This is a genomic window from Halioglobus sp. Uisw_031, assembly GCF_047729875.1.
Classification (GTDB): Bacteria; Pseudomonadota; Gammaproteobacteria; order Pseudomonadales; family Halieaceae; genus Marimicrobium.
Map to the genome: position 1 here is coordinate 260,752 of NZ_CP159826.1, position 25,076 is coordinate 285,827.

Sequence of the window (25,076 nt, forward strand, 5' to 3'; positions counted from 1 at the left end):
GTCCGAAGAATATTGCGGCGTAACGAGATGAGTCGATATCGCAGCCGCTTAACATTGAATCCTTATATTGCTTGTGAATTTCGATGCCCACACTGAGGGATAACTCAATGAAGAAAATATGTTTGACGCTAGTGGCAGTGACGATATTGATCGGCGGTTGCAGCGGTAAGTCCAGTAAGCTTGACGTTCCTCCCGCGAGCGATGGTCTGGCGGCATCTGAGGATCTTGCTTGGTGGAGTCGCGCGGCCATTGATGCCTACATGCGCTTTTCCGCCTGGAGTGGATCTCACTCAGGTTCAATAGCGATGTTCGCTCGCGATGGCGTGGTCGTTTACAGTAATGCTGCAGGCTGGAAAGATATCGCGTCGGGGCAGCCAATGACGATCAATACCCCAGTGCGGATCGCCTCAATGACCAAGCCCATCACGGCGGTTGCTGCGATGATTTTGGTTCAGGAAGGCAAGCTGGGGCTTGACGATCCAGTGGCTGATTATCTGCCTGAGTTTGCAGCGCTGCGGGTTGCCACCAGTGATACGCCTAATGCCGATGGCTCCTTTCCTTCAGCGCCAGCCAGCACTGTGCTCACCGTACGCCACCTTCTAACGTTTTCTTCGGGCATTGGTCCGGGGCGGGATAAAGACTCAGCTCTAGTGGCCTACTGGGACCAAAAGGGGATCTATGATCAGCCTGTAGGCGAACTGTCAGATCGTGTGGCACTGCTTGCGCAGCTGCCGCTGCTTGAAGAGCCGGGGATTCGCTGGCGTTATGGTTTTTCACTCGATGTGCTGGCACGGGTAATCGAGGTGATCAGTGGCGACAGTATCAGCGCGTTTATGCAGGCGCGCATCTTGCAGCCTTTGGGTATGAAAGATACCGGCTATTTGCCTCCGGCTTCTGACCGTGACGTCTTCGCAACGGTTTACACACAAGACAAAGAGGGTGAACTTGTCAATGCGCCTTTGCCTTACGATACAAGCTGGACGCCTGGAGGAGGAGGAATGGTGTCAACCGCTGCAGATTACATGCGCTTTGCACTGATGCTGTGGAACGGTGGAGAATATCAGGGTGTGCGCATACTAAAAAAAGCAACGGTGGATAATATGCGCCGCTTACATATCCAAGATGGCGTGCTGGCGGCGGAAGATATTAAGGGTCTGGGTTGGGGTCTGGGCTTGGCAGTAGTCGCAGACGAAGACGCGACCATTATGCCTGATCGCACCGGAGATTTTTGGTGGTCAGGCTACTACGGTACGACGTTTTTTATCAGTCCTGAGACCGGGTTGGTCGGTGTTGTGATGAGCCAGAATGAACCGGGTGAATTTTCCGGCCTACCGGTTGAGATATTTATCGTTCAGGGCATGGCGTTTGCAGGATTGTAATGCTGCCTGGCGAAAGAGGCTTTTAAAACCGCATACCTGCGTGCAGCGGCGCCCGGTTATCCCACCAAGGCTTGGCTTTTTCTAGTTGCCCTGCCAGCTGTAACAGCAGAGCCTCGTTGCCGTAGGCTGCAGAGAACATCATCCCCATGGGGAGCCCTTCTGCGTTCCAATGCAAGGGTAGGGAAATCGAAGGTTGGCCGGTCTGATTATAAATGCCATTATCCCCCATATAGCTGAATAACCTACTTCCATACTCTTCAGGCGGTGCTTCACTGATAAAGCCTACCGCGACTGGCGGGCTAGATAGCGTGGGGGCGAGCAGCACATCGTGCTGTAGGTGAAACTGCCCCATTAACCGCCCTATTGTTTGGTTCATTTGAATCGCCTCAGCGTAGTCTGCTGCGGTGATGGCGTTGCCCATTGCCATCGTCAGTCGGGTGCCGTCTTCCATCTCGAGTTCGTCGGTGGTGCAGCCAACGTCTTTTGCCCGCTGTTGAACAGCCAGTGCGGTATTCACGCAAATAATGGTAAACATTGCAGAGCCAACGGCCTCTCCATCAAAGTCAGGGCGCGCCTCTACCACGCGGTGTCCGAGACCTTCCAGCAGGGCCACGGTCTGCTCGAGCCCGTCGATGGCCTCGTCTTGATAATCGCCCTGCCCCCACTTCTCGCGGCTAAAGGCGATGCGCAGAGGGCTAGGCTCGAGTAAGGCAGCGTCCAGAAAGCGGCTACCCTGCAGTGGTGCGCTGTAGGGTTCTCCTGTCTCAGCCCCAGCCGTGGCATCTAGCATTGCGGCGGTATCACGCACACTGCGACTCACGACATGACTGATCGACTGGCCTGCCCAACCTTCGGCTTTATCGGGCCCGAACGGTATGCGGCCCCGGCTGGGCTTGAGTCCGACCAGGCCACAGCAGGAAGCCGGTATGCGGATTGACCCGCCTCCGTCTGAGGCATGAGCCAGCGGTAAAATGCCCGCTGCCACTGCGGCCGCAGCGCCACCACTGGAACCCCCGGGGGTTTTATCGGTATTCCAAGGGTTGCGGCTGGGGCCGTATTCGCGCGGTTCAGTGACGGGGTTTAAACCCAGTTCCGGGGAGTTGGTTTTGCCAAAAACAACGACCCCAGCCTGCCGATAGCGTGTTACCAGAGTGCTATCGTGATCGGCCACCGCGCCTCGCCACATAGCACTGCCATTGGACGTCACTGCGCCCTCCATAAGCAGATGCAAATCCTTCAGCAAGAAGGGTACCCCACAGAATGGCCCCTTGGGTAAGCCTGAGGCAATCGCGCCACGGGCCTCTTCGTAGAGTTTGTCTATAACCACATTGAGTTCGCCATTGACTCGCTCGGTGCGGTCTATGGCTTCGTCTAACAAGTCAGCAGCGCTGATGTCACCATTGCGCACTAGCTCGCCCAAGCCGAGACCATCGAAATTGTCGTATTCGGCAAATCCAGACATCGTTATCCTCGCTCAGAGTTTACAGGTTATGTGCGTTTGAGTGCCGCTGCCATGTTAGGGCCAGCATAACCCATCTGAAGATTGACCGCAGATGTCAGCACATGAATATGACGCCGGGCAAACGTTACCCGTCTAATGGGAACAGCGAGTCAGCGGCAATACATATTTGGCCATCGGGGCTGCGTATAAGCACATAAACCGTGATGATGTTATCTTCTCCAGATAGAGTTGGCAGGTTTTGTCAGTGTATAGTGATGCGGTCTATTACTTTGATGTGGCCTAAAAACAATGGCTTTCACCATTAGATCTCCTGTTTTCACCGCAGTTCGCAGGCGTTTTTTCCCGTTCTGTTTGTTATTCGGTCTTGGACTCGTTGGTTGCCAGCAGGACAATGACTTGCGTCTCTATGAGCGCGGACCAATATCAGAGGCGTCCCCTGACGAGGAGTGGCGCTCCTACCTTGGCGACAAGGGCTTTAGTCACTTTTCTGCATTGTCTCAGATTGACACATCAAACGTCAGTCGGCTGCAGGAAGTGTGGCGCTATGATGCCGGCGGGGCGTCGGAAAATGGTGCAACGCAGATGCAATGCAGCGCCATTGTGATTGAGGGCATTCTGTATTGTACGTCACCACTGCTTCATCTTTTTGCGTTGAACGCTGCCACAGGGGAAGAGCTATGGCGTTTTAATCCATCTAGCGATTTCGGACTGTTGCCCAACCCTAATCGCGGAGTCGCTTATTGGCAGGACTACTCTGATGACGCCACCGTTGCGCCCGAGGGAGTGCCGCGTATTCTCTTTACTGCGGGTTCTTTTCTCTATGCTATTAATGCCCGAACTGGGAAGCCTATCCTTGCATTTGGCAATGATGGGAAGGTTGATTTACATGAAGGGTTATCCACGCGATTTTCAGATGAGGCCATTAACGCAACGACACCCGGAAGCGTTTATAAGGACCTACTGATCATTGGCTCACGGGTAAACGAGTTTAAGGGCGCCGCGCCTGGACACATTAGGGCTTTTGACGTTTTGACTGGAGAGCTGCGCTGGGTCTTCCACACTATTCCCCAGCGTGGTGAATATGGCGCTGACAGCTGGCCTGCCGAGAGCCTAGATACAGCCGGAGGCGCCAATTCCTGGGCCGGCATCGCTATTGATGAGGATCGGGGTCTGGCATTTGTTCCAACAGGTTCCCCTTCTTTCGATTTCTATGGTGACGATCGTCATGGCGATAATTTGTTTGCCAACTCATTGATTGCTCTGAACGCAAATACCGGAGAGCGAGTATGGCACTATCAGTTTGTGCGCCATGATCTTTGGGATAGGGATCTGCCCTCGCCACCCAATTTAGTCACCATTGAGCGCGATGGGGAAATAATTCCCGCGGTGGCTCAGGCAACCAAGACCGGACACTTTTTTGTGTTTCATCGCGAGACCGGGGAGCCACTGTTTCCGATGCTGGAGGTGCCTGTGGTAGGTAATGGTGTGCCGGGAGAAAGACCGGCTGTGAGCCAGCCATTACCGCTTGCGCCACCGCCGTTTGCAGCACAACAGTTTGTTATAACCGATAGAAATTTGGCAATGGCTGAGGCCGTTAGGCAGCGCATAGATGGCTTGGATCAGGGTAACCCTTTCATTGCGCCCAGCACGAATGGCATGGTGTTGTATCCCGGGATGGACGGCGGCGCCGAATGGGGTGGCGCAGCCTATGACGAAAGCGAGCAGCGCCTTTACATCAATAGCAATGAGGTGCCTTACCTGTTGCAGCTGACGCCGGTGTCGAAAGAACTGGGGTTAGGTCCGCAGCTTGGCTATCTCTCTTTGTGCGCCGGCTGCCACGGCGCTGACATGCGTGGTGATGGTGTGTCTGTCCCAGGATTGTTGCAGCTGTCTGATCGACTGTCGCCGCTTGAGGCCTATAATATCGTTGCCAAAGGGCGTGGCCGCATGCCAGCATTTCCGCAAATACCTTGGTATGCGAAGGCCGCTATTGTTGCATACGTGTATACCGCCGATGGAAAGGAAGAACTGGATATTCAAGAGGGTGGCAGTCCGCAGGCTGACATGGCTTACCTTAATGCGGGCTTTCAAAAGCTGACAGATCCTGAGGGCTTGCCGGCTTCAAAACCACCGTGGGGCACTTTGACCGCCATTGATCTGGAGCACGCTGATATCCTCTGGCGAATCCCTCTGGGGGACTACCCGGAGTTACTGGCGCAGGGTGAGTCGGGATATGGTTCGGAAAATTACGGTGGGCCGATAGTCACTGCCGGCGACCTGCTGTTTATCGCTGCAACACCTGATCAGATGCTTAAAGCCTACAACAAGCATAGTGGCGAATTACTGTGGCAAGCTCGGTTACCCGCAGCGGGCTTCGCCACACCGGTAACCTATGCTGTCGACGGTCGCCAGTATCTGGTCGTAGCCGCAGGCGGCGGTAAGCTGGGCCAGTCCAGTGGTAGTTCGTATGTTGCATTCGCGCTGCCCGAATAACTGTATTCGCCAGTTATGTGGACGAGTGCAGTCTGAGTCTGCGCGCAACCGAACCGTATACGCTAGCGATTTTTGCTGTTAGCGGCGTGCAGTGATTCGAAATAGTGCTTAAGTGTCGTCGTCCCGCGCTTTGGTCCTACGCCATCAATCTCACCAGCAGTGACGATGAAGTTGGCTAGGTCGCCAAATTGTGTCGAAAGAAGCGCGATAAGTTTCACCAGTCCCCTGGCAAGCCACATTGGAATGACCGTGATCTTTATGGGTTTTCCCGCCACCTCAAATGCCATTTCCGCCGCTTCACGTTGCGTCATAATGTCAGGACCGCCCGCTTCAACTTCTACTTCGTCACCCTCGGCGGTATCCACGCAGACCTCTGCAAGATCGCGGCCATGTATTGGATTCATTTTGTTGTGGCCTGGCCCGACTAAAAATGACCGACCCTTGGCCGCCATGTCGTAGAGCACACCCATATCTGAAAAATAACCGCAGGGTCTGACAATACGGTAATTCAGACCTGATTGCCTGAGGTCAGAGACAACACGCTCATGCGCCTGGGTGATGGCCAGATCCATAATATTGTCAGCCCCTTGCATGGAGACATAGACGAACTGATTGACATTTGAACTCTGGCAAAGATCCATCAGATTTCGATTGCACTGGTAATCCACTTGCTCAAAAGTCAGGCCGTCACGTTGTCGGGAAATGCCCACAGAAGAATAGACAATGTCGATACCGTCCATCAGGCCGGCAAGAGTATCGGGTTGTGCAATTTCACCCACAAAAATATCATCGATGTCTTCAGCTTCTAGCGCCGGGGCAGTAAACGGACCTGGCTCGAACAGTCTTTCCTTGCTGCGCGTCAGCACTCGCACCCAATAGCCCCGCTCATTGAAGGCCTTTACCGCGTATTTGCCGAGATAACCGGTTGCCCCAGCTATCAGCACTCGTTTTACTTTAGGCTCTGGCATGTCTGCCGCTCCTGTCCTTTGGTGGTAATAGGGCTAACTCCAAGCTAGTCCTACTCAACTATACTAATCAACAGCCGCTAGGATTCTATTCTTGTTGCTGCTGAATTGTTTCCAGTTTCCCTTGGCGAATGAATAGGAACAAAGGAAAGGCGAAGGCGTAGGCAACAGAAAATGTTAGGACGATATAAACCCAGAAAAAGCGCATCCCCAGTCGTCTTGACTCGAAGAATATCCACAGGAGTCCTGCTATGCAAGCGATCGCCAGGTCTGAGCTCAGCGATTGTGATGCAGCATTGGATGAGCTGGCTGCGATAAATTCAGCGATGGAGAAGGTGCCATCGGATTGGTCGATAAACTGGAGATTGTAATACCAGGGTATGATCAAACCCGCTAGCGTTAGCGACAGGTAGAAAATTCTTGGGACACTCATTGTTCTTCTGCCCTCGGTAATGATTAATGGTTAAAAGCAGTATACGATCAATTAGCCGTCATAAGAATACGGAGATCGATACCATTCTTTAGGCATTAAAAACCTCTCGGTTTTATTGCAGAGACGCTGGAGCACAACCTTGGAATTGAGTTTTGTAGGGCAATGGGAGAAATAACGCTATGGACAGACTGAAAGGCAAGCGGATTGTGATAACGGGCTCGTCTCGCAGTTTGGGGCGACATTTTGCCTTAGCGTGTGCTGCCGAGGGCGCCTCCCTGATTGTTAATGGCACCAATGAAGAGGCGCTGGCTGATGTAGCACGTGAAGTTGCTGACCTTGGTGTCGCTGTCCATGCAGTGTTGGGTTCAGTCGCTGAAACGGAGGTTTGTAACGCATTGGTAGAGACCTGCGTGGATAAGTTTGGCGGCATCGATGTGATGGTTAATAACGCGGGGATTGTTCGCGACCGCACTTTGATAAAAATGAGTGATGAGGACTTTGACGAGGTGATTGCGGTTAATTTACGCGGTCCCTTTCTGTGTACCCGCAGCGCCGCGGTCGCAATGAAGGCACAGGGGAGCGGCCACATCATACAGATCACCTCGGCTTCTGGTCTGGTGGGAAATTTTGGCCAGACCAACTATGCTGCTGCTAAGGCTGGACTGATGGGTATGATGTACACGGCTGCCAAGGAGCTGGGACGCTACAATATCCGCTGCAATGCCATGTGGCCTGTGGCTCGAACGGACATGACCCAGCCGCTGATTGATCATTCCGATGCGACGGCCCTGGAGTTGGGCTTTGGCGAGCCCGAAGACGTTGCTATGGGACTTGTATGGTTAGCAAGTGACGCTGCCGAGCGGTTTAATAGCCAGTGTTTGACATTCAACGGGCTCAAGACAGCATTGTGGCGCTCACCCAGTGAGGACTATATAAAGCAGGAGCAACAAGCCATTAGTATCGAGGAATTGGAAGGCTACTACGCTGAGCTTTCGCCCATTCCGATCTATAGTAGTCGCGGATGAGACCCGAGCGCGAATTCACCAGCCTGTAATCTGGCGCCCCGTTCTCCCTAGGCCGCATTCTCCATCCGCCTTTTTAACGACTGATTGGGCGGTTGCAGTGCCCTGCGTATTTTGGAACTGGTCCCGGCCTGACTGATACTCATCTTTGGCCGCATGATAGGTCAGCGCCCCTGATCTGATGACGGAGTTCCAGGCCAGCCAAAGATCGATTCTGGATGCGCCGGCCACTTCCTGTGAAGCCAGCCCGCCAGTCACAAAACCTTTGCAGTACTCTGGCGTTTCACTGATCGTAGAGTGTTGCCACGGTAAGTCGATGGCGCTAGCGCTGGCGGCAGTAAAAGCGAGTATCAAGGTGAGAAATTTTCGTGTCATACGGGTGCCTTGTTTAAAGTACCATCACAGATTGTGATTAATATCAGCGGGTGGATTCTTTGCAGTGCTGGTTGTTTAGCGTCGATGATGAATCGTCCTATGCTCCGCAGGGTTATAGCTGTCTTCATTTTGACTGGCAGCGTCGTCCACTTCACGGGGCATTTCACTGGGAAAGTCGCCTACTTGATGAGGAGCTTCTGTGTTCAGTACTTCATGCGGGGCTGCAGGATTCATGCGTTCAAATTCCTGCTGCTTGACCCGCGCTTGATCATAGACGTTATTGGCATTGGGGTTATCGATAATAACAGTATTGTTATTTTTCTCAGGCTGCTGATTTTCGACCATGGTATCAGGCTGCTGTTCTTGATCCTGCCACTGAGTTTGAGGCTGCGGTGTGTCGACTTCATTTGTCTGTGGGATCTCAATGACCTTAGACGTGGCGTTCGCTTCGGGTGGGGAGTTGGTGAACTCAGGGTTTCCTGCGGCATCCGTGGTTTCGTAAATTTCGCCCCAAGCCGCGCTGTTCAGGGCGAGGGCTATCAGGCAGACTGAAAACGTTTTCAGGTATCTCACTTTCATCTCCTACGGATAATCATTTTCCTGATGGTAGTGCATTTCGCCCAGTGGGGACAGATGAATAGGGGATGGGAATAACGACTCGGTAATAGGGTTTATCTTGGGTCAGAGGCCAGTGGCCTTGCACGGTAGACACTGTTTAGTCTTCAGCCTCTGCCTCACGCAGACGTTCCTTGCGACTTTCCTCTTCAGCGAGGGCCGCCTTAATTTCCAGCATCACAGAATCCACATCGGCCAACTCAGTGGGCATATCGAAGTGTCCTGTTAACGTCAGGTCTGGGTGTAGTTCTGCATTCTCGTACAGTGTCCAAATCTCTTGGGCATAGTGGCTATCCAGCAGCGCAGGCGCAAACAGTCCGTAGTAATCCGTCATATTTTTGACATCCCGCTCCAGCATGGCAAAGGCGTTATTATTGGCTGCGGCATCGACGGCCTGCGGTAAATCAATAATGACAGGACCATCTTGGTCCACAAGTACGTTGAACTCGGACAGGTCACCGTGCACCAATCCAGCATTTAACATACACATCACGTAATGCATGACTTGGGCATGGTCTTCGTGCGCTTGCGCCTCCGACATCGAGACTTCGCTGAGGCGGGGTGCAACATCGCCGTTTTCATCTGTGATCAGTTCCATTAGCAGGACGCCATCGAAACAGCCGAAGGGTTCTGGAACCCTCACGCCGGCTCGAGCGAGACGGTAAAGCGCATCGACTTCTGCGCTTTGCCAGATATCTTCCTGCTGCTTGCGTCCGAACTTGGAGCCCTTTTCCATGGCCCTGGCACGTCGGCTATTGCGCACTTTACGGCCTTCGGTATATTGCGCCGCTTTTTTGAAGCTACGTTTTAGCGCTTCCTTGTAGATTTTGGCGCAGCGAACTTTTGACCCACAGCGCACAACGTAGACGTCGGCTTCTTTGCCACTCATTAGTGGCCGGATGACTTCATCGATCAAGCCGTCATGGATCAGAGGTTGCAGGCGTTTGGGAGTTTTCACAGACCTTTCTTCACAACAGTGTGGGTTCGTCGTTTGATGGAATTTGCCTTCAAGATTTTCATTATGAGTGAGCTGCGGATACATTTTGACATGTTTTGGGTCGTTGCAGGTAGCACGCAGTGCGGGCGACCCCTCTACAGCCAACTATCCCAGAGTTAGATACGTACTTCTATAGGAAACCTGCATATATTCGTACGCTAGGGGCGTCATTGGCACTTTTGAGCCGGCGTCCGGGCTTTTACCGCGCTTCAGCAATGAACACAGGAATCTTTCGCGTTGTTTTTGCCTGGTAGTTATCATATTCAGGATACGCTGCGACGCTTGCTGCCCAAAGAGTTGCCCGTTCCTGCTCATCCGTGACTTCCCGTGCGCGCATGTCGAATACTTCTGTTTTGTCACGTATCTGGACATCCGAGCTTGCTCTGAGATTATAGACCCACACCGGATTTTTCGGCTGGCCGCCCATTGAGCCGATCAAGACATAGCTGCCGTTGACCTCGACACGCATAAGGGGGATTTTGCGAATGCAGCCGGTCTTGTTGCCCGTATGTGTCACCACAATACAGGGCATGCCTGTGTCGAGCAGTGTCGTTCCCTCCGTGCCTCCGCTACTTTCATACAATTCAACCTGTTCGCGCACCCAGCCCAGCGCGGGAGGTATATAGTCTGTCATACGCTGTTTGCCTCAATTTATTATAATAATGGAACGCATCACCATACCGCTAGAACGCGTGCGCGTAAATCAAAGCCCCGGTGCTTGTGATGGACGCGATAGACGTCTGTGGTGTCTGAGTGGCCTTGGTGTAGTCAGTATTTCGCGCAAGGATTTATGGCTGAGTACTAGAGCCGAACCCCGGGGGTTTTCACTTAGACAGTATTTCAAGCCCATCTGACCTTACCCTGTCACGGAGAACTCTGTTAGCATTCTTGCCCATTATAAAAAAACTTACAGGAATTCCATATGATCCGCTTTGCCTGTCTGTTGCTTAGCCTATTTCTGATCGCTTGCAGTGATAGCAGCGATGATAACCCGCCAGATAAAGCGCTACCCGACTTCACTATGGCGGACACCTGGCTTGAGAGTTTCGTCGCTACAGAGCCGCTGTTCCCTGGCGGCTCGATGATTATTGTCGACAAAACAGCAGGCGTCATTCATAAGAGTGCCTTCGGTAATCAGAGTGAGGATTCGGTGGTGCTACTGGCCTCGACCAGCAAGGTCCCAGCTGTAACGTTGTTGATGGCTCTGCACGAAGATGACGCCAATGTGAATTTCGATATATCCGCGCCTATTACCAACTACCTCCCTTGGTTGGGGGTCTGGGATTCCGCTATTACCACTGAGAACCTGGTGTCTAACCGCTCTGGCATACCGGGCCTATTCAACATATTCATTCGCCCTGCGGACTATGCGCCCCATCTTTGCCAGTTTCTCCCTGCCGGCACTCTGCTAGAGTGTGCTGAAACGCTGTTCACCACGGCTCTTCCCAATCTGCCTAGCACCAAGCCCAATACCGCCTTTGACTATGGTGGCAGCCAGTGGCAATTAGCCGGAGGTGTTGCTGAACTGGTGGGTGGCGGAACATGGCATCAACTATGGGATCAGTACATTGCTGAACCCTGTGGTCTTCAAGTTGCACGTTTCGGCAATAACTTGAGCCTCTCCGACGGCTGGGATGGGAACCCTGACGGCCTAGTAGGCTTGGCAAACCCTAATATGGAAGGGGGAATGATGAGTGATCTCGATGACTATGCAAAGCTTATTTCTCTGCATTTAAATGATGGTGCCTGCGGTGGCAATCAAGTGCTGTCCCCTGAGGGTGTCGCTTTTATGCGCAAAGACCGCAGCCCCGAGGTAGGCTATGGCATGGGTTGGTGGATCAAAGCACCGAAGCAGGGGGGTAGTGTCTACCTGTATGATGATCCAGGGTATTACGGGTCCATTTCATGGATAGACATCGAGCGCGGGTATGGCGCAGTGGTGTTCTTCGAAGAGTATACCGGAACTGCTGGTAGAGTGGGTTCAGGAGGAGTGACTAGCCAACTGATTCCGATTATTGAAGAGGCATTAGATGCGGTGCGTTAAGCGTCTCCGTGGCCAGCTTGACGCGCACTGGACTTCGATTCGAGCGCATGTCGGCAGATTTGGGCCATGATGCTTGGACGAATGAGTGGATTGTTGCTAAAGCGCTTCACGGGTTTAAACGTGGCCACTGCCGGGCAAGTGCGTGGTATGCTGCGCCATTCTTAATGGGAGCAGAACACAGTGGAAACGATAGAAATTGATGAATCCCTCAATGTTTTTGGCGAATCTCTTTTGCCGTGCAGTGAAGACCCGATGACAGGATTTTTGAGAGACGGATGTTGCAACACCGGCGACCAAGATATTGGTTCCCATACGGTGTGTGTTGAGGTCAGCGAAGAATTTTTGGAGTACTCTCGCTTTGCCGGTAATGACCTCAGTACCCCGGTGCCGGCGTTTGGCTTTGCCGGGCTTAAGCCCGGTGACCGCTGGTGTTTATGCGCCCCACGCTGGTTACAGGCACATGAGCAGAAAATGGCTCCCAGAGTATTCCTTACCCGCACCCACAAGCGGGCACTCGAAACGGTTCCGTTGGAGGTGCTGCGCCAATATGCAGCTGACCTGAACTGATGCTGCTTTCCGCCCCTCTGCCCGTTGTTGAGCTCAACCCTGTGGCCGATCCGGTCGCAGTCGTTATTTGGCTTCATGGCCTGGGCGCTGACGGACATGATTTCGAACCCATAGTCCCCCAGTTGCGATTGCCTGCTGAGTTGCCTGTGCGTTTTGTGTTCCCTCATGCGCCAGAAATGGCAGTGACGGCCTTTGGCGGTCAACGGGCGCGAGCGTGGTTTGATTTTGATCCGGCCGGCGGAACCGATTTGCCGGGTTTGAAAAAATCTACGTTGCAGATTTACGATCTCATTCAGAATGAAATTGATAAAGGCATACCCCCTGAGCGGATACTGTTGGCAGGTTTTTCGCAGGGCGGAGTGATGGCACTTCATACGGCGCTGTATTATCCCAAACGCTTGGCAGGGATTCTCGCCTTATCCACTTTTCTCGCCGAGGGGGAGAAATTGGCTTCAGATAAGTCGCCGGCCAATGAGAAAATCCCCATTCTGATGTGTCATGGCCAACAGGATGCGGTGCTACCATTGTCATTAGGCCAATCCTCACTGGCGCAATTGGAGCGCTCTGGTTATGCTGTTGAGTGGCGCGAGTACCCGATGGGGCACGAGGTGTGTTTGGAAGAAATACGAGAAATCAGTCGCTGGCTACAAGCTGTTCTAGGGTCAGGGGATAACCCTGGTTAGCAAGATCGTCCCGTTAATGCCTTAGACCAATAAAAAGAGGAAGTAGAATGCTATCTGTAAAAGAAATCTTTTCTTTAAAAAATATAGGTCTCGCTATTGTTTTCCTATTCTTCATGCTCGGAGGCATTACGCACTTCACGGATCCCAATTTTTATGTCTCCATCATGCCTCCCTACGTTGGATACCATCTTACGATCGTTTATATCAGTGGCGTGCTAGAAATTCTGGGCGCAATAGGCATTCTCATTCCAGCGTTACGCCAGATGTCGGGAAATGGATTGGTGTTGCTTGTTGTGTGTGTGTCGCCAGCCAATATCCATATGTGGATGCATCCGGAACTTTTTCCTGATGTGCCTGAGGCGTTTTTGACTGTCAGGCTGGTTGTTCAAGTGTTGCTGTTAATGTTGATCTGGTGGTCTACACGCACACCATCAACTGCAAAGCCGGCTGTCTAGAGACATATTTTTCGCGGGCTTTATTCTGGCGTGGGGCAGTGGGTCGAAGAGCCTCCTGCACTCAACGTTTCGATATAGCGGCGAATCGCTGCCCAGGCCTCGGCCGCTTCCGGCACCCCCGCAGTGACTAATCCATGCCAGCCTTGAACCATGCCGGGCCAGGCTTCCACTGTGACGTGCACACCTGAGCGCATCGCGTTGCCGGCAACACTGATGGCACCCTCTCTGACGGCATCGAACTGACCTATTTGTATATACATAGGTGGCAACCCACGCAAATCGGCATTCGCCGGAGACACGCGCGGGTCGTCAAGAGAGAGTTGCCCTGCCAAGTACTCTAGGCCGCGATTGCGCACCCACTGCGGTGTCAAAAATGGATCTCGACCGGCAACCGTTTGTCCCGATACCGCCAGGTCGAACCAACCGGTCAGTGATATGAAGCAGGCTGGCAGCGGCAGGCCCTTGTCGCGCAGTTGTACAAGTAAGCCTAAGGCGAGACTGCCACCGCAGGACTCACCCACCAGTATGATATCTGCAGGGTCTGTGCCCTGTTCAAGTAACCCACAGTAGGCAGTGAGGCAATCATCGGGTGCTGCGGGGTAGGGATGCTCCGGTGCAAGGCGGTAGTCGGGCATTACGACGTTGCAGCCTACTTGTCGGGCGATGATTTCGGCGTAAAAATGGTATTCGTCTAGGCCGCTGGAGACGAAAGCGCCTCCATGACAGTGAAACGCGGTATATTTATTATCGGCACCTTTCAATGTGTAACTGCCACAACGAACGCCACCGTAATTGGCTATTTCGATCTCAAGCTCATCGCTCGTTGGGTGGCCGTGGAAGGGTGCAAACATGTCGCGTACCGCGTGAAAATCTGCATCTGGGTCGGCAAAGTTCTCGGGAATTACTTCTATGATTGCTAGCAGCTCTTTACTTTGAGTCACGGAGTGGCTTCATGATTAGGCTCATTTCTTAAACAAGGCGGTAATACTTCGTGGCACTTCATGCACCTTAAATCGCACTGGAGAAGGATATATGCGTAACAGTATATTAGTATAGTGGATAAACTTTTCCTACGTGTATGTTAGGTGTGGAAAACAATGAATTTGAAGCTGTCTACAAACGATATCCATATTTGGTTGACGCGCAAGTCGCTGATACCGGCAGCGTTGGTGCGCGATTATTACAGCCTGATGGATGAGTCTCAACGTGCGCGTAACCTGCGCTTTTCGCGCCAGGAATTACGCGACGCTGATGCCATCACCCGAGCCTTACAACGCACTGTTCTATCTCAGTATGCAGACACTTCCCCGTCAGAGTGGGCGTTCTCGCAAGATGCTGCAGGCAAGCCATATATTTCAGCACCCAGTACAAGCCTATCATTTAATCTAAGCCATACTAGCGAGTGGGTCGTGTGCGCTGTCGCGCGCCATCCTTTTATCGGTGTTGATATCGAGCACTGTGAGCGCAACGCGACAACAGTGCCGCTAGCGAAGCGTTTTTTTTCGCCTCAGGAGTACCTAGAACTGTTGCGTTTTCCGACCGGGGAGCAGAAAAGTCGATTCTTCGATTACTGGACACTGAAAGAGGCGTATATCAAAGCGCGCGGAGAAGGGATTTCGCTGGGCCTCAATCGTTTTGGTTTTGAACTCGAGCCCACTGGTAAGATCCGCTTCTATTGCGACAGCGAACTGCAAGACGACCCCCAGTTGTGGCATTTTGGCCTATCCTCTAGCCAGGGTGACCATCGCATGGCGCTTGCCTTCAAGCCGCGCTCATTGCTCCGCGACCTTAATATCCAGTATTTCTTGACCATTCCCCTGTGTAGTACAGAAGTCTATGAAGGCCCTTTGTTATTTGGCGATCAAAGCTAGCCAGTGACGCGCATAAACATTTTGACTTTACGTTCACCATGGGTGTAACGTCATTGGTAGTATAGGGTCTTCTTTTTTGATCGTTGCTCTGTTTAAAAAATGTCCGTGATAGCGCCTGTATCCGGTAGTGTCACAATAATAACCAGGTTAGGGAATGCGCCCATGAAGTATAAAATCTCACATGCAGCACTTTTTTTTGGTGCAGCCCTCTGCAGTCAGACGGTTTTGTCTCAGCAAAATGGTCTCGAGGAGGTCATTGTTACGGCAGAAAAGCGCGCCACTAACGTGCAGGACACCCCTGTTGCCGTAAGCGTTTTCACCGGGGAAGAGCTCAATAGAGCGCTGATCAGTAAGTCATTGGACCTCCAGTTCAATGTGCCGAATATGCTGATGAGCAAGGGCAATTTTTCGGGATCACAGATTTCGATTCGTGGTATTGGTAATCTTGCCGTCGGTTCAGCTTCCGACAGTGGCACGGGCAATCACTTCGACGGTGTCTACCTGAATAACGGCCGAATTTTCGAAATGGAGTTTTACGATGCTGAGCGTATTGAGGTGCTGCGCGGTCCGCAGGGAACACTGTATGGCCGCAATACAACGGCGGGGGTCATTAACTTCATCACTAAAAAACCCGAAGACGAGTTTGGTGGTTTTATTGATGTTGAGGCGGGGAATTACGACTACTGGAAGGTAAAGGGGGCGATCAATATTCCATTGAGCGACTCTTTCGCGCAGCGTTTTTCCATGTTTTACACGGAGCGCGAAGGGTATGTCGACAACGAATTTGACGGCAACACCATTGATGGTCGCGACATGTACTCGCTGCGCTCGGGAACACGTTGGTCGAACGACACGACGGACGCGACATTAACCATCAATTATTTTAATGAAGATTCGAGTCGGATGCGCGGCAGTAATCAAGGCTGTCTGCGGGATCCAGCTGGTATTATAGGCTGTATGCCGACAGCACTTGCCGATGAGAGCACCAATAGCGCAGCCACTGCGACCGGATTTTTAATAAACACCTTTGTTCAGCCAAACTATCCTGGCCAGCCTTTTCCCGCCGATGATTTTCTGAACTCGCCAAAATCCTCTGATCCGCGCAAGCAGTTTTTAGACTTTACCCCGACCTACGAGGTAGAGGATACTATTGTTGCGTTTGAGGTTAACCACGAGTTTGGAGATTACAGCGTGACCGCTCTCTCGGGCTACCATAAGTCTGATTATGATGCGTTAAATGACTACGACTTCACGGTGGCGTCAGGAATTTGGCCCGTAGAGGTGACCATGCAGGCCAGCACCGCTGGGCAGATTACCGTGGATCGCCTCTACAATGTCGATCGATCAACCACATCCCCAGAGCAGTGGAGTCAAGAGCTGCGTCTCGCTTCAGATCTTGAAGGCGATTGGAACTTCATGGTGGGTGGGTTCTACCTTAACTACGAAAGCGATGATCAGTATTATATCTATTCCTCAGCTCTTGAGCTCGCGGGCCAGCAGCCGGGACTGACAGCCACAGCACCGGAGTATCGCCTTTATTTGAATGAGACTAAGCCCTACGAGCTGGAAACCTATGCGGCGTTTGGTGAACTCTATTGGCAAGCCGCCGATGATATTGAGGTAACGCTTGGATTGCGCTACACGCAGGAAAAAAAGAGCGCCAGTCAGCGCACAATCTACCTTGGATTTCTGGATAATCCAGACGCTGAAAACGGCGGCTACAGCGACTTTGATGGAAAATGGGACGAGCCCACGGGCAAGATCAATGTCAGTTGGAACGCGACAGACAATATTATGGCCTACGCCACGCTTTCGCGAAGCTACAAGAGCGGTGGTTTTAACCCAATATCGTCCGAGTCGCCTCTGCTTGACCCGGCTGTAGGAGGGAACCCCGATCTTGCTGAGTTTGATCCAGAGTACATCAATGCGTTGGAGCTTGGCTTAAAAAGTCGTTTTTTCTCTAATACGCTTCAGGCCAATATGACGTACTTCTATTATGACTATGATGGCTTGCAGGTGGGAGAAATTACTAACCAGACTGCAGTGAACAGCAATTATAATGCCACCATACAGGGCTTCGAAGGTGAGTTTATTTGGGTGCCTGACGAGCACTGGCGCTTTACCACCAATCTGGCATGGCTCGACTCAGAATTGGACAGTGCAGAAAGCGTTGATCCGGCCAATATCAATCTGCTGGGCACAGTGGAAAACATTATTACTACGCCGTTTAACAATGAGTACATAGGGCCGGACTGTCCCTCTGGCACTCCGCCGTGTCCTGGGTTGCCCGTATCAGTTAAAGGCAATTCGCTGCCAAACGCCCCTGATTTTTCTGTCAACTTAGGTGTCGGCTATACCTGGTTTTTGCAGAATGGTATGGAGATTATCGCTGCGACCAATTATTACTGGCAAGATGATTTTTACACGCGAATCTTCAACGCGCCTAATGATAAAGTTGATGCTTGGGAAGTCTGGAACGCGACCGTCACACTTTACAGCACAGATAAAAGCTGGCTCGTCGAGCTCTGGGGGCTTAACTTAAACGATGATGATCACGTCACTGGGCAATACCTAGGTGACCAGAACGTAGGGTTGGCAACGAATCAGTTTTTGTTAGAGCCGCGTACATACGGTGTTAGCCTGCGGTATAACTTCTAGTTAATTGAGCGTTAATGTTTCGAATTTTTCTTCCTCCAGCGGGACTGGAGTCAGCTGACAAGAAGCTACTCCTGCTTTTGGGTGTGGCTTTCTTCGTGGGGCAGTATGATATGACCGTATTGGGTCTTGCCCTGCCTGATATTCAAAAAAGTTTTAGTATTTCAGAAGAGAGGTTGGGAAAAGTTATCGCCATCGCAAAGATGGGGTCTATTCCCGCACTCTTTCTCGCCCTGCTGTCAGACCGTGTCGGTCGGCGATCAATGTTGATGTTCACCCTGCTGGGGCTCTCAATTGCCACTGGCGCTACAGGGTTTGCGCGTACCGCCGAGGAATTCATCGCTATGCAGTTCTTGGCGCGTGGGTTTTCTACAGCCGAAGAAATAATCGCCGTTATCTATGTGCTGGAACTACTCCCCGTCATGCATCGCGGCTGGGGTGTAGGTTTTTTGGCCGCTATGGGGGCTATCGGGGCAGGGTTGGCGTCGTTACTTTATGGCGCAGTGGAATTCTTGCCCGGAGGATGGCGGGCGCTCTATGTTTTGGCGGCCCTACCTATTCTGTATCTCGCATGGCTGCGGCGATTAATGCCCGAATCAGCGATGTTTAATCACTATGTTAAAGGCGATACCGCTCACTCGTTCTGGCGACCATTTGCCACGGTCTGGAGCACACACCGCGGACAAATGATGGCCATCGGGTTGATTGCGGCGGCATTTTGGTTTCATCTCGCTGCGACGATGAATTTTATGTCCAAGTATTTGCAGGAGATGCATGCCTACGCGCCACAAGACATCAGTCTGCTCTATATTGTGGCCGGTGCTGTGGCAATTACGGGCAATGTCACGGCAGGGCGAATCTCAGATCGTATTGGACGGCGCCCCACCCTCGCTGTGGGGCTAATGGTTAATTGCCTGGCTGTAATGACGTTTTACAACAGCAGTGGATTACTGCTGCCACTGGCTTGGATAGCGCTGCTGTTTAGCTTTTTTGCAGTAGAAGTGATGGTCAATACTATAAGCGGCGAACTGTTTCCAACAAGCTGTCGTTCAACCGCGTCGACGTTGCGTATGATTTTCGCGGTACTTGCGGGGGTCGCCGGTCTTGCGGTCGAGGGCAGCCTCTATACGATGCTGGGGAGTCATGCGGCCGCACTCTCTGCCATGACCCTTACCTCCTTGTTGGCGTTGCCCATTGTGGTGTTGGCCCTTCGAGAGACGTCTGGTACGCAGCTGAGCTAGAGCTGTGACGGGTTGAGCACGGGTGCCGAAATATAAAACAACCAAAATCGATGTGCTGGCAGAGGAAGTGTCTGCCTGCCACTGTTAACATTAATACTAACCGCTTCTTTTCTGCGTCTTCAATTAATAAAACGATTAAGCTGCTGTTCAAAGCGGCGGCTCTGCTGTTCAAGCACTTCATTTTTTTGTAGCAGATCTACCACCATCGAAATAGCAATCCAGTCGATCTCTAAATCATGATGGAGCCGCACGGCCTTTCGTAGCCAGTGAGCGGTGGTAGCGTCAAACATCCAGTCAGCGATATTGTCGCCGTCTGCAGGTTGAGCAATACCGTGATCGACGGCCTCAACAATAATCTGCTCGGTGAATCCGCCACACTGACAAAGCTCCTGCACTGAAACCCACAATACTATTTCTGTCATTACTCGCTACTCCACTGTGCTCTTGGATCGAATTCCACCTTCTCCGATAATGATTGCCACAAAGCCTTAACCTCGTCATTGGCGGATGAGGGCACTACAATTTTTAGCAGGGCAAACATATCCCCCGTGCCCGTTTTGGTCGCCATACCTTTACCCTTTATTCGTAGCCGTGTTCCGGCCTGGCTATTGGGCCCAATGGTCAAGTGTATTTTCCCCGTCAGAGTAGGGACGGTCACCTTCGTCCCCAGCGCAGCTTCCCACGGTGCCAGTGGAACTGTGATGACAAGGTTATGCCCCTCAACGTCGAACAGCGGATGTGGCACTAATCGAATATGCAGGTAAAGATCTCCATGCGGCCCATCTCCCTGACCATAGCCTCCTTGCCCCTTGAGGCGGACCCGCTCACCGTCGACGATGCCTACGGGTATTTTGACTTTTAGACTTTTCTTAACGTCTTTGACCTGACCATTTTCATAGACTGGAATCTGGTATTCCACAAGTTTGGACGTCTCAGTGGCTGTCTCTTCGAGGAAAATGGGCATTTCAATCTCTGCATCTTGGCCTCTCGATCCTCTTGGCTGCTGACCGGCCTCGGCACCGCCGCCACGAAACATAGAGTTAAAAAAATCTGAAAAATCACCTTCGAAGCGAGTAGAGTCTGCCTCGCTAAAGCCGCCGCTTCTTTGCCAGTTTGGTGGCGGCTCGAACCCCGCCCCCTGTCGGTTGCCGTGCTGACGCAGCTCATCATATTCTGCCCTGCGGCCAGCATCCTTTAAAACCTCATAGGCCTCCGCGACTTCTTTGAATTTGTCTTCTGCCCCGGGATCTGGATTCATGTCCGGGTGGTACTTGCGCGCTAACTTGCGGTACGCCGTCTTGATGTCCTTGCTGTCTGAATCCTCAGATACACCGAGAAGTTCGTAGTAGTCTTTAAAATCCATAGGGTCTTCATCTCAAAAATACATAGAATAATCAATGAGTACGGGCCGGCCGTAATGCCAAAAATAATTTCTAAAGCAATAAAAAACGTCGATACCGCTATTGGCAGGACGATCCTATACACGTTGTTACTTGCTCGTGACTGTGGCCATTGTCGCATTACTTCATAGACTGTTTCCATCACCAAAAAGCGACGAGACACCTTGGGGTTTAGGTGTTTGTCATAGATTTATTGGAAGAACCGCAAGCTCCGTTTGATCTGAATGCCCCTGCAGCCTTACTATGATGGCCCCAAATGTCGGTTTATGGCCTCTTAAATGGCTATAAAATTAAGAAGATGACTCCCTATGACTGAGAAATGTCCGTTCCAGTTCGATCTTATGAACCCTATGACGCACAACGAGAGACTGCCGTTTGAAGCATTTGCGACTCTGCGGCAACAGTGCCCAGTGTCTTATCAGACTGGAGCGCCTCAGTATGGCGGAGATTTCTGGGCCATCACCAAGCGTGCTGACCTTGATTATATTTCAAAGAACCCAGATAAGTTCTCATCTAGCGCCAATCTGGCGCACCCGCAACCCGGGGGCAATGATCCGGAATCGCTGGAGATAATGCGGCAGCTCATTATCAATATGGATCCTCCAAATCATGTTAAGTATCGTCGCGTCGTGCGTAATGCCTTTACCGGTAAAGCGGTAGATGCGCTGGAGCCACTGATGAGAGAATTTGCAAAAGATATTATCGACAATGTCGCTAGCAGAGGTGAGTGCGAATTTGTCTCTGAGGTATCAGCAGAAATGCCTTTGTTTATTATCTGCGCGCTGATGGAAATGCCGGCGCATAAGCGCCAGACCTTTGCCAGTCTTGTTGATGTCATGATCGGTATGGATGACCCTGAGTTAGATGTGACTCCCGAAGACGGACAACTTGCGGCAGCACAGATCTTTGAAATCGCTATGGAGCTGGCTGCGAGTCACAAGGCGGACCCTAAAGGGGGCACGGTGATTGATGCTTTGCTGAATGGTATCGTTGAGGGTGAGAGCCTGGATGAGTTTGAGTTCTGTACTTTTTTTCTGATATTAATAGCGGGCGCGGTTGAAACTACTCGAACTGCAACCAGCCAAGGTATGCGACTTTTGATGGCACACCCCGAACAACATCAGATGCTTATAGACGACCCATCCTTAATTCCGGATGCAGTGGAAGAAATTTTGCGCTTCTATCCCCCGTTTATTCATATGCAGCGTACTGCGACAGAAGATATCACGGTCGGTGGGATGGACATTAAAGAAGGCGACCTGTTGAAACTGTTTTATCCTTCAGTCAATCATGACCCGGAACTATTCGGCGATGATGCAGAGGCATTTGATGTTACGCGTGGCCAACGAATGCCTGATTTAAAAAATCAGCACCGGACGTTTGGAGTTGGACAGCATTTTTGTATCGGTTCACATCTGGCCCGCAGAGAGCTGTGCATTATGTTCGAGGAGATTGTGCCTCGCTTACGCAATCCTCAGTTGGTTGCGAATCCCCATAATCTGGTGTCCAATTTCATTCCGGGAATCAAGAGAATGGATATCACTTTCGATGCGGCTCGCTAGCGCATGACAATTGTGACTTGTAGATAATTAAAAAGAGGGACTATCGATGTTACAGAAATTCATTTGGTGGACGGGTTTATCGGATTTTTTGGTAGGAGCAGGCACATGGGCAGGCGCCGTTGCAATTGCGAGCGCTGCTGAGCCGGTCAAGGGTCAGTTAGTGCCGTTGATAACGCTGGGAACATTTTTGATGATGGCGGCGGCGTTATTGATGTGGGCGTCCCATGACATGACCAATCGCGCGCCAGTTTTTTTCTGGCAAGGACTGGTTCGCTTGTCGGCGATATCCGCCGTGATTTATGCCGTTCCCAATCAGCTCGCTGAGACTTGGGAATATTGGCTATTAGCCATTGATGGGCCGATTGGGCTGGTCTACGTATTGGGCGCCATGAAAGTGACAGGGTGCTCTTTCTGGCAATTACTGGGCTGCAAAACATCGCCCTCAGGGCCCCTATAACAGCAGGATGTAAGCGGAGGTCTAAGGTGAATCTAGGTATAGCAGGGTTGGGAAAAATGGGTGCCAATATGGCGCGGCGGTTACGGCGCGGCGGCATCGACGTGGTGGCGTTTAATCGCAGCGCGGAAGTGACTGATGCCCTGGTTGCGGAAGTGGGTGTTACCGCGAGTTATACGCTGGAACAGTTAATTAAAGACCTTCCTTTGCCCAGAGTGTTGTGGCTGATGTTGCCCGCTGGTGAGGTGACCGAGCAGGTGATCAATCAGGCGCTGCCCCTACTCAGCCCGGGTGATGTGCTGATTGATGGCGCCAACAGTTACTACAAAGACTCAATCCGCCGCTCCCAAAGAGTCGAGGCGGCCGGAGTGAATTATGTCGATGCCGGTGTGTCGGGTGGCATCTGGGGTCTGGATAATGGCTATGCGTTAATGCTTGGCGGTTCTAAGGACGCTGTTGATCATATTGAGCCTGCGATTCGTGTGCTGGCGCCCGGTCCTGAAACCGGCTGGCTGCACTGCGGTCCGGCGGGCAGTGGTCATTTTGTCAAAATGGTCCACAACGGCATCGAGTACGGCATGATGCAAGCCTATGCGGAGGGCTTTGCGCTAATGAAAGCACGCGAAGATTTTGATCTTGATCTGGCCGCTGTGGCTGAAATGTGGCGTCACGGCAGTGTGGTTAGAAGCTGGCTGCTCGATTTAATGGGCGACTTTTTGGATAAAGATCAGCAATTGGAAGATGTGCTGCCTATTGTTGCTGACTCTGGGGAAGGGCGATGGACGGCGCTGGAAGCGATTGAGCAAGGTGTGCCGGCACCCGTGATGAGTCTCGCGCTTATGATGCGCTATGCCAGCCAGGGGGGTGACGAGTACGGCGCCAAGTTACTGGCGAAAATGCGTCAGGGCTTTGGTGGTCATGCGCTAGGCAAAGAGAAGGCGCCGTGATTAGTCCGTGCTACTTCGTTATTTTCGGTGCTACCGGTGACCTAGCGGTCAGCAAACTATTGCCAGCGCTTTATTACCTCAGCAGGGAGGGGCGCCTGCCTGAAAATCTTGCCTTTTTAGGTGTCTCAAGGCGAGATTGGAACAACAATCAATGGCAAGCCTTTATGTATGAGAAGTTGCCACAGCGGCTTGGCAAGGAATACAACGACGATGACTTCCACGTTTTCGTGAATCGTTTCAGTTATACCCAAGTGATACACGACCACCCTGAGCATTACGTCAATTTAAAACAGGAGTTGGGTAAGCCCCGTGAGGGTGTTTGTGCCAACGTTGTGTTCTACCTTGCGATTTCTCCGTCTGATTTTTCTGTGGTGGTAAGCCAGCTCGATGCCGCCGGTCTGAGCGGGCGCCTGCTTGGAAACCGCATTGTTTTAGAGAAGCCCTTTGGCCATGATTTAGCATCGGCGCGGGAGCTCAACCAGCATCTGCATAGCCACTTCGAGGAAGAACAGATTTATCGGATTGATCATTACTTGGGAAAAGAAACGGTGCAGAATCTGTTGGTGTTTCGTTTCGCCAACAGTTTGGTTGAGCCGATTTGGAATCGTAACTACATCGACCACGTGCAGATTACTGTTGCTGAGAGTAAGGGCATTGGCAGTCGCGCCGGATATTTTGACAACACAGGCGCGTTGCGAGACGTACTGCAGAACCACATGATGCAGCTTCTCTCTGTAGTAGCGATGGAGCCACCGGCACAGCTCGATGATGATGCGCTACGCGATGAAAAGGTTAAAGTGCTGCGTTCAATCCGCCCTGTTCCCAGCGATGCAGTTAGCCATCATGCAGTGCGTGCGCAGTATGAAGCCGGTGATGGTGCGGTGGCTTATCAGGACGAGCCTGGTGTCGCCAAAAACTCCATGACGGAAACCTATGTTGCCGCAAAATTTTATGTTGATAACTGGCGCTGGTCCGGTGTGCCATTTTATCTGCGGACAGGTAAGCGTATGGCGCAGGATTTGACTATTGTGAGCCTGCGGCTCAAGCAGCCGCCGCTGAAGTTGTTTCGCGAGGCGCCCATGGAGGAAATTGAGCCTAATTGGATCGTGTTATCGATTCAGCCGGATGAAAGTATGCATATTGAACTGCAGGCCAAGGAGCCAGGGTTAGATATGAGTACCCGAACATTACAACTGCACGCTTCGTTTCGTGATGACAATCAGCGTCAGCTTGGAGCCTATGAAGCGCTGCTGATGGATGTTATCGAAGGCGACCACAGTTTGTTTATTCGCTTTGACGAAGTGGAATGGTCATGGAAAGTGGTGGACCCGATACTGCGCCAGTTCAGCCTTGAGCAGGAATTTATTCAGAGCTATCGGGCAGGAAGCTGGGGGCCGGAAGAAGCGAGTCAGTTGTTTGACAGCAGCGATCAAAGCTGGCGCAATCATATTTAGCG

General features: G+C 51.9%; 24 protein-coding genes. 14 read left to right on the forward strand and 10 right to left on the reverse strand.

Features of this window, described 5'->3' with window-relative positions; all coding sequences use genetic code 11:
- The first annotated feature begins 107 nt into the window (after positions 1 to 107).
- A complete protein-coding gene (locus ABXT62_RS01140) occupies positions 108 to 1,379 on the forward strand; it encodes a serine hydrolase domain-containing protein (RefSeq protein ID WP_415356713.1) in 1,272 nt (423 codons plus the stop codon).
- Positions 1,380 to 1,401: 22 nt separating this feature from the next.
- On the opposite strand, the gene ABXT62_RS01145 is transcribed toward ABXT62_RS01140, so the two are convergent.
- The gene (locus ABXT62_RS01145; RefSeq protein WP_415356714.1) at positions 1,402 to 2,841 is read right to left on the reverse strand and encodes an amidase; all 1,440 of its coding nucleotides are present in this window, start codon (positions 2,839 to 2,841) and stop codon (positions 1,402 to 1,404) included.
- A gap of 288 nt (positions 2,842 to 3,129) precedes the next feature.
- Here ABXT62_RS01145 and ABXT62_RS01150 point away from each other — a divergent pair, with 288 nt between their 5' ends.
- Positions 3,130 to 5,334, forward strand: a complete 2,205-nt coding sequence (locus ABXT62_RS01150) for a PQQ-binding-like beta-propeller repeat protein (RefSeq protein WP_415356715.1) — start codon at positions 3,130 to 3,132, stop codon at positions 5,332 to 5,334.
- Between the two features lie 62 nt (positions 5,335 to 5,396).
- Here the strand turns inward: ABXT62_RS01150 and ABXT62_RS01155 are convergent, their stop codons facing one another.
- Both ABXT62_RS01155 and ABXT62_RS01160 read right to left on the reverse strand, forming a co-directional pair.
- Positions 5,397 to 6,302: an SDR family oxidoreductase gene (locus tag ABXT62_RS01155; RefSeq protein WP_415356716.1), complete on the reverse strand. Its 906-nt coding sequence runs from the start codon at positions 6,300 to 6,302 to the stop codon at positions 5,397 to 5,399.
- An 85-nt stretch (positions 6,303 to 6,387) separates the two neighbouring features.
- Positions 6,388 to 6,732, reverse strand: a complete 345-nt coding sequence (locus tag ABXT62_RS01160) for a DUF2834 domain-containing protein (RefSeq protein ID WP_415356717.1) — start codon at positions 6,730 to 6,732, stop codon at positions 6,388 to 6,390.
- A 179-nt stretch (positions 6,733 to 6,911) separates the two neighbouring features.
- On the opposite strand from ABXT62_RS01160, the gene ABXT62_RS01165 reads away from it, so the two are divergent.
- Entirely contained in the window at positions 6,912 to 7,757 is an 846-nt protein-coding gene (locus ABXT62_RS01165) for an SDR family NAD(P)-dependent oxidoreductase (RefSeq protein ID WP_415356718.1), read from the forward strand.
- Positions 7,758 to 7,772: 15 nt separating this feature from the next.
- Here the strand turns inward: ABXT62_RS01165 and ABXT62_RS01170 are convergent, their stop codons facing one another.
- From ABXT62_RS01170 to ABXT62_RS01185, 4 genes are all read right to left on the reverse strand, one after another.
- A complete protein-coding gene (locus tag ABXT62_RS01170) occupies positions 7,773 to 8,129 on the reverse strand; it encodes a hypothetical protein (protein WP_415356719.1) in 357 nt (118 codons plus the stop codon).
- A gap of 75 nt (positions 8,130 to 8,204) precedes the next feature.
- Positions 8,205 to 8,702 carry a DUF4124 domain-containing protein gene (locus ABXT62_RS01175; protein WP_415356720.1) on the reverse strand — a complete coding sequence of 166 codons (498 nt, stop codon included), beginning with the start codon at positions 8,700 to 8,702 and terminating at the stop codon, positions 8,205 to 8,207.
- A 142-nt stretch (positions 8,703 to 8,844) separates the two neighbouring features.
- Positions 8,845 to 9,702: a PA4780 family RIO1-like protein kinase gene (locus ABXT62_RS01180; RefSeq protein WP_415356721.1), complete on the reverse strand. Its 858-nt coding sequence runs from the start codon at positions 9,700 to 9,702 to the stop codon at positions 8,845 to 8,847.
- Between the two features lie 238 nt (positions 9,703 to 9,940).
- Positions 9,941 to 10,375, reverse strand: a complete 435-nt coding sequence (locus ABXT62_RS01185) for a nitroreductase family deazaflavin-dependent oxidoreductase (RefSeq protein WP_415356722.1) — start codon at positions 10,373 to 10,375, stop codon at positions 9,941 to 9,943.
- A 288-nt stretch (positions 10,376 to 10,663) separates the two neighbouring features.
- Between ABXT62_RS01185 and ABXT62_RS01190 the strand changes: the two genes are divergently transcribed.
- The 4 genes from ABXT62_RS01190 to ABXT62_RS01205 all read left to right on the forward strand — a co-directional run bounded on the left by ABXT62_RS01190 (position 10,664) and on the right by ABXT62_RS01205 (position 13,490).
- A complete protein-coding gene (locus tag ABXT62_RS01190; protein WP_415356723.1) occupies positions 10,664 to 11,785 on the forward strand; it encodes a serine hydrolase domain-containing protein in 1,122 nt (373 codons plus the stop codon).
- Positions 11,786 to 11,965: 180 nt separating this feature from the next.
- Positions 11,966 to 12,352 (forward strand): DUF2237 family protein, encoded by a 387-nt coding sequence (locus ABXT62_RS01195; protein ID WP_415356724.1) that lies wholly within the window; start codon positions 11,966 to 11,968, stop codon positions 12,350 to 12,352.
- Positions 12,352 to 13,035 (forward strand): alpha/beta hydrolase, encoded by a 684-nt coding sequence (locus ABXT62_RS01200; RefSeq protein ID WP_415356725.1) that lies wholly within the window; start codon positions 12,352 to 12,354, stop codon positions 13,033 to 13,035. The genes ABXT62_RS01195 and ABXT62_RS01200 overlap by 1 nt, the downstream gene beginning before the upstream one ends.
- Before the next feature lie 47 nt (positions 13,036 to 13,082).
- Positions 13,083 to 13,490, forward strand: coding sequence for a DoxX family protein (locus ABXT62_RS01205; RefSeq protein WP_415356726.1), 408 nt, complete (start codon positions 13,083 to 13,085; stop codon positions 13,488 to 13,490).
- 20 nt (positions 13,491 to 13,510) lie between these two features.
- Here ABXT62_RS01205 and ABXT62_RS01210 read toward each other — a convergent pair whose 3' ends face one another.
- Entirely contained in the window at positions 13,511 to 14,431 is a 921-nt protein-coding gene (locus ABXT62_RS01210; protein WP_415356727.1) for an alpha/beta hydrolase, read from the reverse strand.
- A gap of 156 nt (positions 14,432 to 14,587) precedes the next feature.
- On the opposite strand from ABXT62_RS01210, the gene ABXT62_RS01215 reads away from it, so the two are divergent.
- The 3 genes from ABXT62_RS01215 to ABXT62_RS01225 all read left to right on the forward strand — a co-directional run bounded on the left by ABXT62_RS01215 (position 14,588) and on the right by ABXT62_RS01225 (position 19,257).
- The gene (locus ABXT62_RS01215) at positions 14,588 to 15,361 is read left to right on the forward strand and encodes a 4'-phosphopantetheinyl transferase family protein (RefSeq protein WP_415356728.1); all 774 of its coding nucleotides are present in this window, start codon (positions 14,588 to 14,590) and stop codon (positions 15,359 to 15,361) included.
- A gap of 162 nt (positions 15,362 to 15,523) precedes the next feature.
- Entirely contained in the window at positions 15,524 to 18,019 is a 2,496-nt protein-coding gene (locus tag ABXT62_RS01220; protein ID WP_415356729.1) for a TonB-dependent receptor, read from the forward strand.
- A 14-nt stretch (positions 18,020 to 18,033) separates the two neighbouring features.
- Complete coding sequence (locus ABXT62_RS01225; RefSeq protein ID WP_415356730.1) at positions 18,034 to 19,257, forward strand: MFS transporter; 1,224 nt, start codon at positions 18,034 to 18,036, stop codon at positions 19,255 to 19,257.
- Positions 19,258 to 19,376: 119 nt separating this feature from the next.
- Here ABXT62_RS01225 and ABXT62_RS01230 read toward each other — a convergent pair whose 3' ends face one another.
- Positions 19,377 to 19,679 carry a chaperone modulator CbpM gene (locus ABXT62_RS01230; RefSeq protein WP_415356731.1) on the reverse strand — a complete coding sequence of 101 codons (303 nt, stop codon included), beginning with the start codon at positions 19,677 to 19,679 and terminating at the stop codon, positions 19,377 to 19,379.
- Entirely contained in the window at positions 19,679 to 20,620 is a 942-nt protein-coding gene (locus ABXT62_RS01235) for a DnaJ C-terminal domain-containing protein (protein WP_415356732.1), read from the reverse strand. The genes ABXT62_RS01230 and ABXT62_RS01235 overlap by 1 nt, the downstream gene beginning before the upstream one ends.
- A 345-nt stretch (positions 20,621 to 20,965) precedes the next feature.
- On the opposite strand from ABXT62_RS01235, the gene ABXT62_RS01240 reads away from it, so the two are divergent.
- Genes ABXT62_RS01240 through zwf form a run of 4 tightly spaced genes read left to right on the forward strand, consistent with a single transcriptional unit; the run spans position 20,966 to position 25,074 of the window.
- The gene (locus ABXT62_RS01240) at positions 20,966 to 22,219 is read left to right on the forward strand and encodes a cytochrome P450 (RefSeq protein ID WP_415356733.1); all 1,254 of its coding nucleotides are present in this window, start codon (positions 20,966 to 20,968) and stop codon (positions 22,217 to 22,219) included.
- A gap of 46 nt (positions 22,220 to 22,265) precedes the next feature.
- The gene (locus ABXT62_RS01245) at positions 22,266 to 22,676 is read left to right on the forward strand and encodes a hypothetical protein (protein ID WP_415356734.1); all 411 of its coding nucleotides are present in this window, start codon (positions 22,266 to 22,268) and stop codon (positions 22,674 to 22,676) included.
- Positions 22,677 to 22,702: 26 nt separating this feature from the next.
- Positions 22,703 to 23,620 (forward strand): phosphogluconate dehydrogenase (NAD(+)-dependent, decarboxylating), encoded by a 918-nt coding sequence (gene gnd / locus ABXT62_RS01250; protein ID WP_415356735.1) that lies wholly within the window; start codon positions 22,703 to 22,705, stop codon positions 23,618 to 23,620.
- On the forward strand, positions 23,617 to 25,074 hold the full coding sequence (gene zwf / locus ABXT62_RS01255; RefSeq protein WP_415356736.1) for a glucose-6-phosphate dehydrogenase: 1,458 nt from the start codon (positions 23,617 to 23,619) through the stop codon (positions 25,072 to 25,074). The genes gnd and zwf overlap by 4 nt, the downstream gene beginning before the upstream one ends.
- The last annotated feature ends 2 nt before the right edge of the window (positions 25,075 to 25,076 follow it).

Bases quoted from the DNA above. Each gene is read 5' to 3' on its own strand.
- ABXT62_RS01140 (WP_415356713.1), top strand. From the start codon at position 108: ATGAAGAAAATATGTTTGACGCTAGTGGCAGTGACGATATTGATCGGC.
- ABXT62_RS01145 (WP_415356714.1), bottom strand. From the start codon at position 2,841: ATGTCTGGATTTGCCGAATACGACAATTTCGATGGTCTCGGCTTGGGC.
- ABXT62_RS01150 (WP_415356715.1), top strand. From the start codon at position 3,130: ATGGCTTTCACCATTAGATCTCCTGTTTTCACCGCAGTTCGCAGGCGT.
- ABXT62_RS01155 (WP_415356716.1), bottom strand. From the start codon at position 6,302: ATGCCAGAGCCTAAAGTAAAACGAGTGCTGATAGCTGGGGCAACCGGT.
- ABXT62_RS01160 (WP_415356717.1), bottom strand. From the start codon at position 6,732: ATGAGTGTCCCAAGAATTTTCTACCTGTCGCTAACGCTAGCGGGTTTG.
- ABXT62_RS01165 (WP_415356718.1), top strand. From the start codon at position 6,912: ATGGACAGACTGAAAGGCAAGCGGATTGTGATAACGGGCTCGTCTCGC.
- ABXT62_RS01170 (WP_415356719.1), bottom strand. From the start codon at position 8,129: ATGACACGAAAATTTCTCACCTTGATACTCGCTTTTACTGCCGCCAGC.
- ABXT62_RS01185 (WP_415356722.1), bottom strand. From the start codon at position 10,375: ATGACAGACTATATACCTCCCGCGCTGGGCTGGGTGCGCGAACAGGTT.
- ABXT62_RS01190 (WP_415356723.1), top strand. From the start codon at position 10,664: ATGATCCGCTTTGCCTGTCTGTTGCTTAGCCTATTTCTGATCGCTTGC.
- ABXT62_RS01200 (WP_415356725.1), top strand. From the start codon at position 12,352: ATGCTGCTTTCCGCCCCTCTGCCCGTTGTTGAGCTCAACCCTGTGGCC.
- ABXT62_RS01205 (WP_415356726.1), top strand. From the start codon at position 13,083: ATGCTATCTGTAAAAGAAATCTTTTCTTTAAAAAATATAGGTCTCGCT.
- ABXT62_RS01215 (WP_415356728.1), top strand. From the start codon at position 14,588: ATGAATTTGAAGCTGTCTACAAACGATATCCATATTTGGTTGACGCGC.
- ABXT62_RS01220 (WP_415356729.1), top strand. From the start codon at position 15,524: ATGAAGTATAAAATCTCACATGCAGCACTTTTTTTTGGTGCAGCCCTC.
- ABXT62_RS01225 (WP_415356730.1), top strand. From the start codon at position 18,034: ATGTTTCGAATTTTTCTTCCTCCAGCGGGACTGGAGTCAGCTGACAAG.
- ABXT62_RS01230 (WP_415356731.1), bottom strand. From the start codon at position 19,679: ATGACAGAAATAGTATTGTGGGTTTCAGTGCAGGAGCTTTGTCAGTGT.
- ABXT62_RS01235 (WP_415356732.1), bottom strand. From the start codon at position 20,620: ATGGATTTTAAAGACTACTACGAACTTCTCGGTGTATCTGAGGATTCA.
- ABXT62_RS01240 (WP_415356733.1), top strand. From the start codon at position 20,966: ATGACTGAGAAATGTCCGTTCCAGTTCGATCTTATGAACCCTATGACG.
- ABXT62_RS01245 (WP_415356734.1), top strand. From the start codon at position 22,266: ATGTTACAGAAATTCATTTGGTGGACGGGTTTATCGGATTTTTTGGTA.